This window comes from Aggregicoccus sp. 17bor-14 (genome assembly GCF_009659535.1).
GTDB lineage: Bacteria > Myxococcota > Myxococcia > Myxococcales > Myxococcaceae > Aggregicoccus.
On record NZ_VJZZ01000012.1, the window covers coordinates 13,356 to 27,504 of the forward strand.

General features: G+C 73.8%; 14 protein-coding genes. 9 read left to right on the forward strand and 5 right to left on the reverse strand.

Going from position 1 to position 14,149, the window contains the following annotated elements; translation table 11 throughout:
• Nucleotides 1-64: 64 nt before the first annotated feature.
• From FGE12_RS21455 to FGE12_RS21470, 4 genes are all read left to right on the forward strand, one after another.
• A complete protein-coding gene (locus FGE12_RS21455; RefSeq protein WP_153868417.1) occupies nt 65-514 on the forward strand; it encodes a hypothetical protein in 450 nt (149 codons plus the stop codon).
• A complete protein-coding gene (locus tag FGE12_RS21460; protein WP_153868418.1) occupies nt 511-723 on the forward strand; it encodes a helix-turn-helix transcriptional regulator in 213 nt (70 codons plus the stop codon). Before FGE12_RS21455 ends, FGE12_RS21460 begins: the two co-directional genes overlap by 4 nt.
• 69 nt (nt 724-792) lie before the next feature.
• Nucleotides 793-1,569 carry a hypothetical protein gene (locus FGE12_RS21465; RefSeq protein ID WP_153868419.1) on the forward strand — a complete coding sequence of 259 codons (777 nt, stop codon included), beginning with the start codon at nt 793-795 and terminating at the stop codon, nt 1,567-1,569.
• Nucleotides 1,570-2,368: 799 nt separating this feature from the next.
• A complete protein-coding gene (locus tag FGE12_RS21470) occupies nt 2,369-4,432 on the forward strand; it encodes an ATP-binding protein (RefSeq protein WP_194798143.1) in 2,064 nt (687 codons plus the stop codon).
• 16 nt (nt 4,433-4,448) lie between these two features.
• Here the strand turns inward: FGE12_RS21470 and FGE12_RS21475 are convergent, their stop codons facing one another.
• Nucleotides 4,449-5,744 (reverse strand): pyridoxal phosphate-dependent aminotransferase, encoded by a 1,296-nt coding sequence (locus FGE12_RS21475; RefSeq protein ID WP_153868421.1) that lies wholly within the window; start codon nt 5,742-5,744, stop codon nt 4,449-4,451.
• Between the two features lie 346 nt (nt 5,745-6,090).
• On the opposite strand from FGE12_RS21475, the gene FGE12_RS21480 reads away from it, so the two are divergent.
• The gene (locus FGE12_RS21480) at nt 6,091-6,327 is read left to right on the forward strand and encodes a chaperonin (RefSeq protein ID WP_153868422.1); all 237 of its coding nucleotides are present in this window, start codon (nt 6,091-6,093) and stop codon (nt 6,325-6,327) included.
• A gap of 426 nt (nt 6,328-6,753) precedes the next feature.
• Nucleotides 6,754-6,942: a hypothetical protein gene (locus FGE12_RS21485; RefSeq protein ID WP_153868423.1), complete on the forward strand. Its 189-nt coding sequence runs from the start codon at nt 6,754-6,756 to the stop codon at nt 6,940-6,942.
• Here FGE12_RS21485 and FGE12_RS21490 read toward each other — a convergent pair.
• From FGE12_RS21490 to FGE12_RS21500, 3 genes are read right to left on the reverse strand one after another with little or no spacing between them, the layout of a single operon-like run.
• Nucleotides 6,885-7,880: a hypothetical protein gene (locus FGE12_RS21490; RefSeq protein WP_153868424.1), complete on the reverse strand. Its 996-nt coding sequence runs from the start codon at nt 7,878-7,880 to the stop codon at nt 6,885-6,887. The two genes, FGE12_RS21485 and FGE12_RS21490, sit on opposite strands and share 58 nt — an antisense overlap.
• Nucleotides 7,877-8,320 carry an ABA4-like family protein gene (locus FGE12_RS21495; protein ID WP_153868425.1) on the reverse strand — a complete coding sequence of 148 codons (444 nt, stop codon included), beginning with the start codon at nt 8,318-8,320 and terminating at the stop codon, nt 7,877-7,879. Before FGE12_RS21495 ends, FGE12_RS21490 begins: the two co-directional genes overlap by 4 nt.
• A 58-nt stretch (nt 8,321-8,378) precedes the next feature.
• The gene (locus FGE12_RS21500) at nt 8,379-8,954 is read right to left on the reverse strand and encodes a TetR/AcrR family transcriptional regulator (protein WP_153868426.1); all 576 of its coding nucleotides are present in this window, start codon (nt 8,952-8,954) and stop codon (nt 8,379-8,381) included.
• Between the two features lie 144 nt (nt 8,955-9,098).
• Between FGE12_RS21500 and serA the strand changes: the two genes are divergently transcribed.
• The gene (serA, locus tag FGE12_RS21505) at nt 9,099-10,352 is read left to right on the forward strand and encodes a phosphoglycerate dehydrogenase (protein WP_153868427.1); all 1,254 of its coding nucleotides are present in this window, start codon (nt 9,099-9,101) and stop codon (nt 10,350-10,352) included.
• A 9-nt stretch (nt 10,353-10,361) separates the two neighbouring features.
• Here serA and FGE12_RS21510 read toward each other — a convergent pair whose 3' ends face one another.
• Nucleotides 10,362-11,768: an FAD-binding oxidoreductase gene (locus FGE12_RS21510; protein WP_153868428.1), complete on the reverse strand. Its 1,407-nt coding sequence runs from the start codon at nt 11,766-11,768 to the stop codon at nt 10,362-10,364.
• 98 nt (nt 11,769-11,866) lie between these two features.
• On the opposite strand from FGE12_RS21510, the gene FGE12_RS21515 reads away from it, so the two are divergent.
• Both FGE12_RS21515 and FGE12_RS21520 read left to right on the forward strand, forming a co-directional pair.
• On the forward strand, nt 11,867-13,333 hold the full coding sequence (locus tag FGE12_RS21515; RefSeq protein WP_153868429.1) for a hypothetical protein: 1,467 nt from the start codon (nt 11,867-11,869) through the stop codon (nt 13,331-13,333).
• Nucleotides 13,334-13,370: 37 nt separating this feature from the next.
• The gene (locus FGE12_RS21520) at nt 13,371-14,141 is read left to right on the forward strand and encodes a DUF1338 domain-containing protein (protein WP_153868430.1); all 771 of its coding nucleotides are present in this window, start codon (nt 13,371-13,373) and stop codon (nt 14,139-14,141) included.
• Nucleotides 14,142-14,149: the final 8 nt, after the last annotated feature.

A 14,149-nucleotide genomic window follows, 5' to 3' on the forward strand; every position in this document is an offset into this window, starting at 1 on the left:
TGACGGCGTGTAACCTGCGCGTTACATCAGGTAACGTAAAGGTTACACCGCCAGGGGAGGTCACATGTCCGTGGGACGCGTGGTGGAGACGCTGGATGCGAGCCGCAGGCGCACGCTGTGGGGGCTCCTGGTGGCGATCGTGCTGTGGCAGGGGCTGGACGTGGTGGCGAAGGTGCTCGCGCTGAGCGGCCACGCGGGCACCTGGCGGCACGCGGCGGTGCTCGTCTCGCTGCCCGCGTGGCTCTACTGGTGCGTGGGCATGGTGCAGCAGCAGCGCTGGCTGCGGCAGGTGCGCGCGGACCCTGCGCTGCGCGAGGCCCTCAACGACGAGCGCACGCGCCACGCGCGTCGGCAGGCCTGGACGGTGGGCTTCTTCGCGATGCTCGCGGTGCAGACGCTCTTCCTCGCGGCCGGCAGCTTCTGGGCGCTGCCCGGCGCGCTGGTGGCGCAGGTGACGCTGCTGGTGGGCGTGGCGGGGAGCACCGCGGCCTTCCTGCACTTCGAGCGGGCATGAGCGCCGAGCGCCTGGACAACGCGCTCAAGGTGCACCGCGCCCGGCTCGGGCTCACCCAGGAGCAGCTCGCCGAGCGCGTGGGGGTGACGCGCAAGACCATCAACACGGTGGAGAACGGCCACTTCGTCCCCTCCACCGTGCTGGCGCTGAGGCTCGCGCGGGCGCTGGGCGCGCGCGTGGAGGAGCTCTTCTTCCTGCCGGACGCGTGAACAGTGCGGCGCGCAGGGGGGTAGGAAGAGGGCGGGGGCGCGCTTAGCTTGAGGGGAGGAGGGAGCCGCGTGGGGCAGTCGAGCAGCGGGCAGGGCACGGGAGCTTCCGCGCGGCGCGCGAAGGCGCTGCAGCTGCCCCTGTTCGCGCCGCGCCCGGACGAGGGAGCCCCGCCCCCGCGCGAGCGGCTCCACGAGCCCGCGGCGGCGCTCGCCCACGCGCTCTCGGCCCACGTGGGCGTGCCGGTGCACCTCACGCTCACCGACAACCGCACGTCCCTGGTCAGCTTCGCGCGCAGCGGCGAGGAGCTGCGGCTGCGGGTGCACCACCTGTTCGTGGATGCGCCCGGGCCCGTGGTGCGGGCGCTCGCGGAGTACGCGGGGCAGGGGCGCACCGAGGCGCGCGCGGCGCTCGAGGCCTACGTGCGCACGCACCGCCGGCAGGTGCGCGCGGAGCGGGGGCCCACGGGCCCGCGGCTGCGCACGCGCGGGCGCTGCTTCGACCTCGGGGCGCTCTTTCGCACCCTCAACGTGCAGCACTTCGCGGGGCAGGTGAGCGCGAAGGTGGGCTGGGCGCGGCGCGCCCCGCGGCGGCGGCGCAAGAGCATCCAGCTCGCCACCTACGACGCGCGCGCCGGCGAGCTGCGCGTGCACCCCGCGCTCGATGCGCCGGACGTGCCGGCCTTCGTGGTGGAGTACTTCGTCTTCCACGCCATGCTGCACGCCCACACGGGCGCGCCCCCGGGCACGCACCCGCCCGAGCTGGCGGCGCAGGACGCGCGCTTCGCCCTGCGCGACGCGGCGCTGCGCTGGCGCGAGGCGCACCTGCCCGCGCTGCTGCGCCGCTGAGCCGCTCGAGGTCCGTCGCGGTGTTGCGGCGCGAGCCGCTTGCCTGCGCCACCACCCGTAGAAGCACTGCGCGGAGGCGCGAGAGTGGCGCGAGGGGCACGGCCTCGAGAAGGAGAGGCCGGGAGGGAACGGGGCTTTTCCAGCTGGGTGAAGCCGTCCACGACGCGCGGGACGGCTGTCCCGAAAGGAGACGCCCCTCTCGGGCGCGAACCGTCGCGTGATGCAAAAAGGTAAAATCCTATTTTACGTTTTTGCGCGACGCGCGCCGCCGCTCCCGAGGGGGCACGCACGCAGAGTGAAGTGCGACCTCGAGCCGGAGGGCTCGCGCGTAGAACCGACGTTTCGCTCCACGCGAAGGCGTGGACCCCAGCGTGTCACCCCTGAGCGCGGCGCACCGGCAGCGCCCCACCGCGAAGGGCCGCAGCGCTCCGTCACCCTTCCGGTCCTGACGCTCCCAAGGGCAAGCCAACGCCTCGTGCAGGAGGCAACGCGCGTGAAGTGACACCGCGGGTGGCCTCGTCGCGGTAGTCCCCGCCCGCAGCGGCGAATGGCCTGGCGCGGCCACGTCGACGCTGCCGAGTGGACACCTGTGCTTCCCAGAGGGCGTGTGTCCCTGCTGTGCGCATCGCGTCTGTCTCGGGGCCTTCCGCGAGAAAGCAGAACCCTTGCCTCGCGGGGCAATGCCCACGGGGGGCCGGGCGTGCGCGGGATGCCCGCTCGCGTCAGGGGGCTTGCCAGGGAAGCGGCGGCGCTCCAGCGTGTGCCTGCACATCGCGCACGCCCAGCCCGCCGAGGAGCCATGATGGAGGACTACAGCCCCCGGGCCCCTGCGGACGCCCCGCCACCCGAGCGCGCGGGCCCGGGCGGCGCGTTCTGGGCCGTGGGCGCGGCCGCGCTCGCCGCCGCCTCCTACCTGCTCGCGCGCTACATCCACCTCGGGCCTCCGCAAGGCCCCTGGGCCTACTGGCCCATCAACGGCCTGCTGTGCGGGTTGCTCTCGCGCAGGCCCCGCAGCGAGCGGCCGTGGATTGCGCTCACGGCCGCGACGGCGCAGGTGGTCACCATCTACCTGGTGCGCGGTAACCTGGCCGGCGGCTCCACGGTGGGAGGCGCGGCCATGGGGGCGGTGCAGGCGCTCGCGGGGGCCTGGCTGCTGCAGCGGCAGCGCAGCGCGGGCACTCCGCTCGGCAGCCTGCGCGAGCTGGCGGCGTTCGTCATCGGCGTGGTGTTCCTCGTGCCGCTCGCCCTCACGCCGATCTCGGCGCTGGGCTTCGCGTACGGCCTGGGGCTGCCCTTCTTCCAGTCCTGGTGGCCGCTCTTCGTCGGCAACTCGCTGAGCATGCTCTTCTTCGCGCCCTTCGCGATGCAGGGCTGGGGGCGCTGGCGCGAGGCGCGCGCGCTGTGGCCCGCCGGGCGCCTCGAGGTGCTGCTGTGCCAGCTGTGCATCCTGGTGCTGTCCGCGGCGAGCTTCGGGGGGCTGGGGCGCTGGCTCGAGTACCTCGCGCTGCCCTACCTGATGTTCCCGCTGCTCGCCTGGGCCGCGCTGCGCAGCGGGCCCAAGTGGACGGCGCTCGCCATCCTCAGCGTGGCCACGGTGGGGGCGTGGTGCACCTCGCGGGGGCTGGGGCCCTTTGCGGTGCAGGATGGGGGACCCCAGGCCTCCGTGGTGGGGCTGCAGGCCTACCTCGCCTTCGTCGCCTTCACGGCGCTCCTGCTCGCGGCGCTCACCGAGCAGCACCAGCGCGCCTTCGCCGAGCTCGCGCTGCAGGGCGCCATCCAGCGCGCCTTCTTCGAGAGCTCGGAGCCGGCCCTGGCGCTCAAGGACCTGGGCGGCCACTACCTGATGCTCAACCGGTCGATGGAGGAGCTGCTGGGCCGCCCCCGCGAGAGGCTGCTGGGCCGCCAGCTGCGCGAGGTGCTGTCGCCGGCGGACGCCGCGCTCGTCGAGGCGCACGACCAGCGGGTGCTCGAGCGCGGCCAGCCGCTCACCTTCCTCGAGTCGCTCGGCGAGGGCGCGCTGCACCGCCAGCTGCTCGTCACCCGCTTCCCGGTGAAGGACAGCGCGGGGACCATCCGCTACGTGGGGATGATCGGCCGCGACGAGACCACCGAGGTCGCGCTGGGCGAGCGCCTGCACCGCGCGCAGCGCGTGGAGCTGCTGGGGCAGCTCGCCGCGGGGCTCGCGCACGACCTCAACAACCTGCTCTCCGTGCTGGTGAACAGCGTCGCCGTGCTGCAGCGCCGCGTGGCGCTGCCGCGCGAGGACGCGGAGATCCTCCAGGACATGGCGGAGGCGGGGGAGCGGGCCGCGAGCCTCACCCGCCGGCTGATGTCCTTCGGGCGGCCGGAGGGCAGCCGCGCGCCGCTGGAGGTGGACGAGGCGCTGCGCAGGCTCGAGCCGCTGCTGCGCGCGCTCGCCCGCGGCGGCATCGACGTGGTGGGCCGCTACGGCGCGCCGGGCGTGAGCGTGGTGGCGGACGCGAGCGAGCTCGAGCAGATCGTGCTCAACCTGGTGAGCAACGCGCGCGACGCCATCGCGGGCGAGGGGCGCATCACCGTCACCACCGAGCTCGCGCTGCGCCCGGGCGCCCCGGACTCCGGGGCCACGGACGGCGCCGTGAGCCGCTGGCTGCAGGTGCGCGTGGAGGACAACGGCGAGGGCATGGACCCGGCCACGCTCGCGCGCCTCTTCCAGCCCTTCTTCACCACCAAGGAAGGCGCGCGCGGCACGGGGCTCGGCCTCTACACCACCGCGCTGCTGGTGCGGCAGCTGGGCGGGGAGATCCACGCGACGAGCACGCCCGGCCAGGGCAGCACCTTCGTGGTGGGGCTGCCGGTGGCCGGGCCACTGCTGGGGAGCTGAAGCGGGCTGCGGGGACCTACGTGCCCAGCGCGCCCTCGAGCGCCGCCTGCACGCGGGGCAGCGCGTCCTGGATCTCCTGGAGCGACGCGGCGCCCACCGAGAGGCGGAACCAGCCCGACTCGTCCTTCAGCCCGAAGGCCTGGAAGGGCACCACGGCGAAGCGCGCCTTCTCCAGCAGCAGCTTGCGCACGGCGTCGTTGGTGGGCAGGCCGGGCTTGCCCACCAGGTCGAACTGCACCGAGAGGTAGATGGCCCCTTGCGGCGCGATGGCGCGCACCGGCAGGCCGCGCGCGCGCATGGCGTCGAAGCCCTGGTAGAGCGCCTCGAGCCGCGCGTCCACCTGCTGGCGCATCGCCTGGAGGAACTCCGCGGTGGCCTTCTCGTCGTCCAGGTAGCGCGCCACGGCGACCTGCTCGGCCTTGGGCGCCCAGGCGCCCACGTGGCCGAGGATGTCGCGCATGCGGCTGATGAGCGCGGGCGGCCCGATGCCCCAGCCCACGCGCACGCCCGTGGCCGCGAAGGCCTTGGAGATGCCGTCCACGAAGACGGTGTACGGGGCCATCTCCGGCACCAGCTCGATGGGCGTCACGTGCTTCGCGCGCCCGAACGCGAGCACCCAGTAGATCTGGTCGTACATGACGATGAGCGGGCGCCGCCCGTCCTTCGCGCGCGCGCGGTTCTCCGCCACCACGGCCTCGCTGATCTCCTTCAGGCCCTCCGCGGAGATCATCGTGCCGGTGGGGTTGAGCGGGCTGCACAGGCAGAGCAGGCGCGCGGTGGGCAGGTGCGGCGCGAGCTGCTTCAGCGTGGGCATGAAGCCGTGCTCGGGGTCGGTGGGCACCACCACGCTCTTCGCGCCGAGCATGTGCGCGTAGTGGTTGTTGTTCCAGCTGGGCACCGGGAACACCACGGTGTCGCCCGCGTCCAGCACCGCGCGGAAGAGGGCGTAGATGATGGGCCGCGCGCCGCCCGCGATGACCACGCCCTCCAGCGGGTACTGCAGCCCGAGCGCGCGCGCGTAGAAGCGCTGCACGCTCTGGCGCAGCGCGAGCACGCCGTCGCTGGGCGGGTAGTTCGTCTCGCCCGCCTGCAGCGCCTGGGCGATCTGCTGCCCCAGCTGCGCCGGGATGGGGAACTCCTTGGGGCTGAAGTCGCCCACCGTGAGGTTGCACACCTCTTTGCCCTGGGCCACCAGCTCGCGGATCTCTCCGGCGATTTTCAGGATCTCGCTGCCGACGAGACCGCGGGCCATGGTGCTGACGGGCGCTTCATCGCGCGCCGCGCCGAGGAGGGGGGCAAGCTCGAGAGCCATGTGCGTTCGCTGCTCCAATTGCTGCTCCGGTAGGGGGAACTGTGCTCCGGAAGGCGAGCGGCGGCGACCTTAACGCGGCTGGCCATGCGCGCGCCGCGCTTCTCCTCCGGCCGGGATGTAGGCGTCGCACACCCTGAAAGCCCGCCAGGCAGCCCACCCTGAAAAAATGTCAGGGTGCGGGGGCCCGCGATCGCCTGCCTGCTACCAAAACCCAGTGAATCCGATGGGTTCGGTGCGTCCCGGCGATCGGCACGCCGGCTGCTATGTCCCCCCGCGTGAGCCGCAGGGCAGCAGGCGGCGGCCAGAGCTTCGGCAAGACGACCTCGAAAACGAAGGAGCACACACCATGGCGAAGGCGACTCGGAACGGGCAGGCGGTGGCGGTGAAGCGGCAGGGTCGGCGGGTGATGCCCAAGGTGCAGGCGCGCCGCGCGGCGCCCGCAGCCAAGCCCGTGCGCCTCACGCTCGGTGACCTGGTGGCGGCGGCCTTCGAGGCGGCGGGCAACGAGGTGCGCGGCGCGGCCCGCATCCTGTCCAGCAACGACCTGGCCTGCGCCATCCAGAAGCGCATCGTGCTGGTCTGATCGTCCTCGTTTGATCACTCTGCGCCGCCCTGGCGCCCGCGTGCGAGCGACGGCGGCGGAGGAAGGCTGTAGGGGGGAGCTGTAGGGGAAGCAGGGCCGGGCGCGCGCGGCGCGGGGGTGCCGCAAGCGCCCGGATGCAGATGTGGAGCTGACCGAGGCATGGGGGTGCCGACGGACGGCTCTCGGGCGCGCCGCAAGGCTGTGCCCACGGGTGCCCGCGCCTCTGGGGAGGGGCGCGGGCACCTGTTTTTTTGGGGCCCAGGCTTCCCCCACAGGCTTCCGGAGGGCGCGCGCCGCGTGCGGCCCGCTGCACACACGCCGCCCGAGAGGCCTCCTGCTGGAAGGCCGCCACTGCGAGCGCAGGTCCGCAGGCTGGGTGCGCGCGGGCCCGCACCTGCGGAGCTTCAGGGTGCAGGAGGACCGTCCATGGCCACCACCCCTCGCTCACCCTCGCCCGAGCCCGCCTCGACTCCGGAGCCCACCCGTGAGGCCCGCGCGCCCGAGCCGCCGCACGTGAAAGAGACCTGCCCGAAGGAGGCGCTCAACGGGCTGCCCGGCTACGGCGAGCCGCCCTTCGACGTGCGCAAGGATCGCCTCGCCGACCAGAGCTGGTAGGACCCTGCGCGCCGCGCCCAGGCGCGTCCCGAGCCCCACGCGAGCAGCGTCACGGCCGCGAGCGCGGCGAGCTGCGCGAGCGTGAGGCCGCCCGGCGCGAGCAGGGGCTCGGCCCTCAGCGCCTGCAGGGTGAGTACTCCCACCAGCCCGAGGTAGCCCAGCGCCGCGGCCGCGAGGTCCGCGAGCCGCTCGCGCTCCCTCTCCGGGCGGCGGCGCAGCTGCAGGAGCGCGAGCAGGGGCAGCAGCTGCATCGCGTGCAGGCCGAGGAAGTGCGGCACGCGCAGGTCCCCGCCGCGCGTGCTCCAGCCCGCGACCGGGAGCCCCGGCGCATCGTCCGCGGCGCCCACCGCGTGCGCCCCCATGCGCGCGGGCACCTGCCCCCGGGCGAGCTCGGCGCGCTGCGCCGCCGTGGGCCGGGTCATCAGCCCGCCGAGCCCCGCGCCCAGCAGCGAGAGGAGCAGGCCTGCGCGCAGCGCGAGCGCGAAGGCGCGGTCCGCGAAGCGCTGGCGCATCAGCAGCGCGAGCGCCCCGAAGCCCGCGAGCCACGCGACGAGGATGGACACGCCCATTGCGCTGAAGAGCGCCCCGTCCAGCGCGTGCGCGGTGTTGAAGTGGCTCGCGTGGCCGCGCGCCGCCTGCCCTCCGATGATGAGGATCTCCACCCACAGGGTCGCGGCCGTCACCGCGCCCACCGCGCGCACCGCGCGCCGGTGTCCCTCCACGTGCGCGAGCAGCCATGCGAGCGTGACGGTGTAGAGCGCGATGGAGGCGGCGAACTTCGCGGGCTTGAGCCACACGGGCTGCCCCGTCACCAGGCGCCCGTCGAAGAGCCCCGCCAGGAGGAAGAGCGCGAGCAGCGCGAGGTGCGCCGCGCCCGTGCCCACCAGCGCGGGGCTCACCGCCCACAGCCGCCGCAGCCTCGAGGTCCCCGCGCTCATGGCCGCACCTCCGCCACCGCCGCCGTCCTCGGAGCGAGCAGCGCGCGCAGGCCGAGGTACGCGAGCAGCCCCAGCGGCCCCATCATCAGCGTGAGCAGCAGCACCGGCGCCATCAGCCACGGGCTCACGCCCCGCTCGCGGGCGTCGAGGTAGGCCCAGCGCCCCACGAAGAGGTCGAAGGCGAGGAAGTGCACCCAGCCGATGGTCGCGCCCTCGGGCGTGCCCAGCAGCGCCGCCACCGGGGGCAGCTGGGGGCGCGCGAGCAGGGGCAAGAGCGCGCCCGCGCGCGGCAGCACGAGCACGGCGTAGAGCAGCGCGAGCAGCGCGGGGGCCCACGGCGCGCGCATCACGCGCTCCGTCAGCCGCGCGCGCGGCAGCAGGATCATCAGCGCCCAGAAGGGCAGCACCGCCAGGGACGAGATTTCGAAGAGGGCCTGCATGCTCCACCTCCACTGCGGGCGCGTGTCAACGCGCGTTAACCTGTACGCCAAAAAAAAGTCAGGGGGCCAGCCCCGCGAAGAGCCGGCGCACCGAGGCGCGGTAGGCCTCGCGGAAGGCGGGCTCCTCCACGCCCAGCGCCCCACTGAGGTGCAGGGAGACGAGGCCGTGCACGTGGGCCCAGATGGCGAGCGCCACCGCGTCCGGCCCGTCCTCGCGCAGGAGCCCCGCGTCCATGCACTCGCGCACCCGGTCCACGAGGAAGCGGAAGGTGGCGGCGCCGCCCGGGGGCTCGCGCTCGCCCGGCTCGCAGGGCTGCGCGGGCTGCATGAAGAGGGTGCGGTAGGCCTCCGGCTGCTGCAGCGCGAACTCGAGGTAGCGCTCGCCGCTGTCCTGCAGCCGCTCCCAGGGCCCCCCGCGCACCTCGAGCGAGCGGTAGAGGTAGCTGCCGAAGAGCGCGTGGCCCTCGCGCATCACCGCCTCCAGCAGCGCCTCCTTGCCCTCGAAGTGGCGGTAGAGCGCGGTCGCCGTCACCCCCACGCGCTCGGCCACCGCGCGCATGGTCAGCGCCTCCGCCCCTCCGGAGAGGAACAGCGCGCGCGCAGCGGCGAGGATGCGGTCCCGGGCTTCACTCATGTTTACATACGTAAACCTCCGCGCGGCCGCCGTCAAGGCCTCGCCGGAGGGGGGCCGGGCAGGCGTTCACCGGGCGCATGCACGGGGCCGCGCGGCGCGCAGCGCGGTTGACAGGGTGCGGGGGCGGACCTTACGCAGAGCGTCATGACCCACCCGTCTCCTGCCGCGAAGCGCTCCCACCCGGTCAAAGTCGATGGCCCCCCGCGGGTCCTGCTGCTCGAGGGCATCCACCCCTCCGCCGAGGAGATGCTGCGCGCGGACGGGCTGCAGGTGGAGCGGCTGAAGGGGGCGCTGAAGCCGGAGGAGCTCGCGCTCAAGCTGCAGGACGTGCACCTGCTGGGCATCCGCAGCAAGACGACGGTGCCCTCGGAGGTGCTCGCGCGCGCGCCGCACCTGCTCGCGGTGGGCGCCTTCTGCATCGGCACGAACCAGGTGGACCTGAAGGCGGCGAACGTGGGCGGGGTGCCGGTGTTCAACGCGCCCTTCAGCAACACGCGCAGCGTGGCGGAGCTGGTCATCGCGGAGATCATCGCCCTCACGCGTCAGCTCGGAGACCGCAGCCGCGAGGTGCACCAGGGGCAGTGGCGCAAGGTGGCCACCGGCAGCCACGAGGTGCGCGGCAAGACGCTGGGCATCGTGGGCTACGGGCACATCGGCAGCCAGGTGGGCGTGCTCGCCGAGGCGCTGGGCATGCGGGTGCTCTTCTACGACGTGATGACGAAGCTGCCGCTGGGCAACGTGCGCCCGGTGGCCACGCTCCCCGAGCTGCTGCAGGCGAGCGACTTCGTCACCCTGCACGTGCCGGCGCTGCCCACCACGGTGAACCTCATCGGCGCGGACGCGCTCGCGCACATGCGCCCCGGCGCGGCCCTCATCAACGCGAGCCGCGGCACGGTGGTGGACATCCCGGCGCTCGCGCGCGCGCTCAAGAGCGGGCACCTGAGCGGCGCGGCGGTGGACGTGTACCCGGAGGAGCCGGAGACCAACAGCGACGGCTTCGTCACCGAGCTGCAGGGGCTGCCCAACGTCATCCTCACCCCGCACATCGGCGGCTCCACCGAGGAGGCCCAGGAGGCGATCGGCCGCGAGGTGGCCACCAGCCTGCTCAAGTTCTACCGGGCCGGCGCGACGACGGGCGCGGTGAACTTCCCCAACGTGGAGAGCCCGCTGGTCCCCGGCACCCACCGCATCCTCAACGTGCACCGCAACGTGCCCGGCGTGCTGCGCGACATCAACCGCATCGTCTCGGACCTCAACGCGAACATCCACGCGCAGGTGCTGCAGACGGACCAGAACGTGGGCTACCTCGTCATGGACCTGGACCAGGACGTCTCGGCGCCGGTGTGCGCGGCCATCGCGGGGCTGGGCACGGACATCAAGACGCGCATCGTGAGCTAGGGACGTCAGCTAGGGCGCGTCCACCACCTTGCCGGGGTTGAGGATGCCCAGCGGGTCCAGCGCGCGCTTGAGCGTGCGCAGGAGCGCGAGCTCCCCGGGGCTGCGCGAGTAGGCGAGGTAGGGCTTCTTGAGCAGCCCCACGCCGTGCTCGGCGCTGATGCTGCCCGCGTGGCGCTTCACGAGCTCGAACATCGTGGGGTCCGCCTCGCGGGTGTGGGCGAGGAACTCCGCCTTGTCCATGCCGTCCGGCTTCATCACGTTCACGTGCAGGTTGCCGTCCCCGATGTGGCCGAAGAGGCAGATCTCCCAGCCCGGGTAGCGCGCGCTGAACACGCTCTCGAGCTCGCTGCAGAAGGCCTCGAGCCGGGCCACCGGCAGCGAGATGTCGTTCTTGTGCGGCAGGCCCGTCGCCGCGAGGCTCTCGCTGATGCTCTCGCGCAGCGCCCACAGCTCCTGTGCCTGCTGCGCGCCCTGCGCGAGCGTGCCGTCGGTGACGAGCCCGCGCTCGAAGAGCGACCCGAGCCAGGCCTCCACCGCCTCGGCGTTCGCGCTCTCCGCCTCCATCAGCACGTAGCAGCCGCTCGGGGCCTCGAAGGGGCTGCGCAGCCTGCGGTGGCGCTGCACGCGCGCGAGGCAGCGGTCGGTGAAGAACTCGTACGCGGAGAGGGAGAGGGGCGCGCGGCGCGCCTCGCGAAACAGCCGCAGCACCGCCGCCACGTCCGGCACCGCGAAGAGGAACACGCTCTGGGGCCCGGGCAGCGGCGCGAGCTTCAGCGTGGCCTCGGTGATGACCCCCAGCGTGCCCTCGCTGCCGATGAAGAGCTGGCGCAGGTCGGTGCCGGTGTTGTTCTTCTCCAGCGCGCCGTTGAGCTCCAGCACCTCACCGGAGGCGAGCACCACCTGCAGCCCCAGCACCCACTGGCGGGTGAGGCCGTAGCGGATGACCTTCACCCCGCCCGCGTTGGTGGCGATGTTCCCGCCCACCTGCGAGCTGCCCTTGGAGGCGAAGTCCACCGGCCAGGTGAGCCCGTGGGCGCCAGCGTGCTGGTGCACCGCCTCGGTGACCGCGCCCGCCTGCACGCGCACGGTGTTGCCCAGCAGGTCCACCTCGCCCAGCGCGCTCATGCGCTGCAGGCTGAGCACCAGCTCCCCGCGCGCCGCCACCGCGCCGCCCGCGAGCCCCGTGCGCCCGCCGCTGGGCACCACCGCCACCCGGTGGGCGCTGCACAGCGCGAGCAGCCGGCTCACCTCCTGCGTGGTGCGCGGGAAGGCCACCGCCGCGGGCGCAGGCGCGTACACCTTCGTCCAGTCCCGGCCGTACTCGGCCAGGTCCCCGGGCTCGCGGGTGAGGAAGTCCTCGGGGAAGCCCTCCTCGAGGGCGCGCAGGAACTCGGGCGGCAGGGGAGTGGAGGCCATGGCCCTCCGAGCACTAGTGCAGTGCCCCTGCGGGCACAAGCGCGCGGGGTGGGGGGGCTGGTCGGGGAGTTCAAGGCTGGTGTTATATTCGCGCTTCCATGCTCTCTCCCGCTCGCTCTCTCCTCGCCCTCTCGCTCGCCGCGCTCGCGTCGGGCTGCGCCATCGCGCCCCGCAACGACTGTCCCCAGCTCAAGGGCCCTGCCTGGCAGGAGCTGCGCAGCGAGCACTTCCAGCTGCGCACGGACCTGGACCCGAAGGACGCGCAGGCGGCGCTGGTGCGCTTCGAGCAGTTCCGCAGCGCGCTGCTCAACGCCTGGGGCGCGGGCTACCGGCCGCCCGGCGTGGTGGACGTGGTCGTGTTCGCGAAGCCCTCGGAGCTGGAGGCCATCTACGGGCGGGACGAGCACGGCCAGGTCATCTGGGGCTCGGGCTCGCACACCGGCACCGGCCTGCGCATGGTGCTCAGCGGCAAGGGCGGCAGCATCCTGGGCGGCACCGGCTACAAGGACGTGGCCCCCATGTACCTGATGGCCTGGGAGCTCACCCGCCAGGCCATGCCCTCCGCCCCCACCTGGGTGCGCGAGGGCTTCGCCACCTACCTCGAGACGGCGAACATCGACGACACCGAGACGAAGACCATTCTCGGCAAGCCCTACCGCAACAAGCTCTACTACCTGGCCCAGCACAGCCGCCTCACGCTCGAGCAGCTCTGGGACTACGAGAAGTACCCGGACGAGCAGGCCGAGGCCTCCGCGTGGCTGTGGACGCACTACCTGCTCGCCGCCCACGGCGACCGCTTCGCGGACTTCCAGGCGCGCCTCACGCGCGGCGAGCCCGCGCGCCCCGCGTTCCAGAAGGCCTTCGCGGGGGTGGACTGGGACCGCGAGCAGCTGGAGATCCACGCCTACCTGCGCGAGCAGCACTTCCGCGTGTACCAGTACGCCCTCGCCACGCCGGCCGTGACGCCGCAGGTGCGCGTGCTGGAGGACGGCGAGGTGCACGCGCTCAAGGCCGAGCTCTGGGAGGGCGGCCGGCGCAGCGAGGCGCAGAAGAAGGCGGAGGTCGCGGAGCAGCTGCGCCAGGCGCAGGCGCACGACCCTGCGGGCGTGGGCACCCGCCTCATGCTCGCCCAGCGGCTCACCGGCGCGGACGAGCGCCTGGTGGCCGCGCGCCAGCTCGCCCACGACTTCCCGCAGAGCCTGGCCGCCTGGAAGTTCCTCGACGCGGAGCTGCCCCACGGCGACGCCACCCGCGAGGAGCGCGGCGAGGCGCTCACCCGCGCGCTCGCGCTCGCCCCCTCGGACCCCGAGGTGCTCAACGCCTACGCGTGGCACTTCGCCTGGGGCGAGACCGCCCAGCGCGCCTACGAGGCCGCCCGCCAGGCGCGCCTGATGATGCCCTACAGCGCCAACACCCTGGACACCTACGCCCTGGCGGCCGCGGCCGTGGGCCGCTGCAACGAGGCGCTCAGCGTGCAGCGGGTGGCGGTGTCGCTCGTGGACTCGGCCGGCCCGGAGATGCTCAAGCGGCTGCGGCGCTACGAGGGCGGCTGCAAGGAGCACTGAGCCCCGCGCGGGGGGCGGGGGCTGGTAGAAGGGCGGCATGAGCGCCTCCCCTGCCACCGCCACCCGCCTCCTCGAGCTGCTCTGGGACCGCTACGCCGCGGAGGTCGCGCCCGCGCGCACCTTCGCCCAGCTGTCCGGCGGCACCTTCCGCAACGACCACGTCGCCTTCCGCTCGCTCGCGCGGCCCGGCGGCGGCATCGCCCTGTTCCGCCGCGTCTTCGAGCCCCTGGGCTGGCGCCCCGCCGGCGCCTACGGCTTCCCGGACGCGAAGCTGGACGCCATCTACCTCGCGCACCCCGCGGGGCTGCCGCGCGTGTTCCTCTCCGAGCTGCGCGCGCACGAGCTCTCGGCCGGCGCGCAGGCGCTGCTCGCGGCGCTCGCGCCGGACCCCGCGCCCCCCGGGGGCCAGGACGCCGAGGCGCTCGCCGCGTGGTTCGACGCGCCCCCGCCGCCGCAGGAGGAGGAGGCGCTGCTCGCGCTGGAGAAGGAGAGCCAGTACGGCGCGTGGCTGCTCGCCTTCGGGCGCAAGGTGAACCACTTCACCGGCGCGGTGGACGACATCGAGGCGTGGGTCGCCCGGATGCGCGCGGCCGGGGTGGGGATGAAGGCGGAGATCGAGGGCGCCCCCGGCACGGCGCTGCGCCAGACGGCGACCCAGGCGCACCCGCTGCCGGTGCGGCTCGTGGGCGGGGGCAGCCGCCCCTGGCCCTACGCGTACTTCGAGATCGCCCAGCGCTCGGCCGGCTTCGACGGCTTCCTCGGGCCGCAGGCGCGCGCCCTCTTCGACATGACGAAGCGCGAGGCGTGAGGATTGGA

Bases quoted from the DNA above. Each gene is read 5' to 3' on its own strand.
- FGE12_RS21455 (WP_153868417.1), top strand. From the start codon at position 65: ATGTCCGTGGGACGCGTGGTGGAGACGCTGGATGCGAGCCGCAGGCGC.
- FGE12_RS21460 (WP_153868418.1), top strand. From the start codon at position 511: ATGAGCGCCGAGCGCCTGGACAACGCGCTCAAGGTGCACCGCGCCCGG.
- FGE12_RS21470 (WP_194798143.1), top strand. From the start codon at position 2,369: ATGATGGAGGACTACAGCCCCCGGGCCCCTGCGGACGCCCCGCCACCC.
- FGE12_RS21475 (WP_153868421.1), bottom strand. From the start codon at position 5,744: ATGGCTCTCGAGCTTGCCCCCCTCCTCGGCGCGGCGCGCGATGAAGCG.
- FGE12_RS21480 (WP_153868422.1), top strand. From the start codon at position 6,091: ATGGCGAAGGCGACTCGGAACGGGCAGGCGGTGGCGGTGAAGCGGCAG.
- FGE12_RS21485 (WP_153868423.1), top strand. From the start codon at position 6,754: ATGGCCACCACCCCTCGCTCACCCTCGCCCGAGCCCGCCTCGACTCCG.
- FGE12_RS21490 (WP_153868424.1), bottom strand. From the start codon at position 7,880: ATGAGCGCGGGGACCTCGAGGCTGCGGCGGCTGTGGGCGGTGAGCCCC.
- FGE12_RS21495 (WP_153868425.1), bottom strand. From the start codon at position 8,320: ATGCAGGCCCTCTTCGAAATCTCGTCCCTGGCGGTGCTGCCCTTCTGG.
- FGE12_RS21500 (WP_153868426.1), bottom strand. From the start codon at position 8,954: ATGAGTGAAGCCCGGGACCGCATCCTCGCCGCTGCGCGCGCGCTGTTC.
- serA (WP_153868427.1), top strand. From the start codon at position 9,099: ATGACCCACCCGTCTCCTGCCGCGAAGCGCTCCCACCCGGTCAAAGTC.
- FGE12_RS21510 (WP_153868428.1), bottom strand. From the start codon at position 11,768: ATGGCCTCCACTCCCCTGCCGCCCGAGTTCCTGCGCGCCCTCGAGGAG.
- FGE12_RS21515 (WP_153868429.1), top strand. From the start codon at position 11,867: ATGCTCTCTCCCGCTCGCTCTCTCCTCGCCCTCTCGCTCGCCGCGCTC.
- FGE12_RS21520 (WP_153868430.1), top strand. From the start codon at position 13,371: ATGAGCGCCTCCCCTGCCACCGCCACCCGCCTCCTCGAGCTGCTCTGG.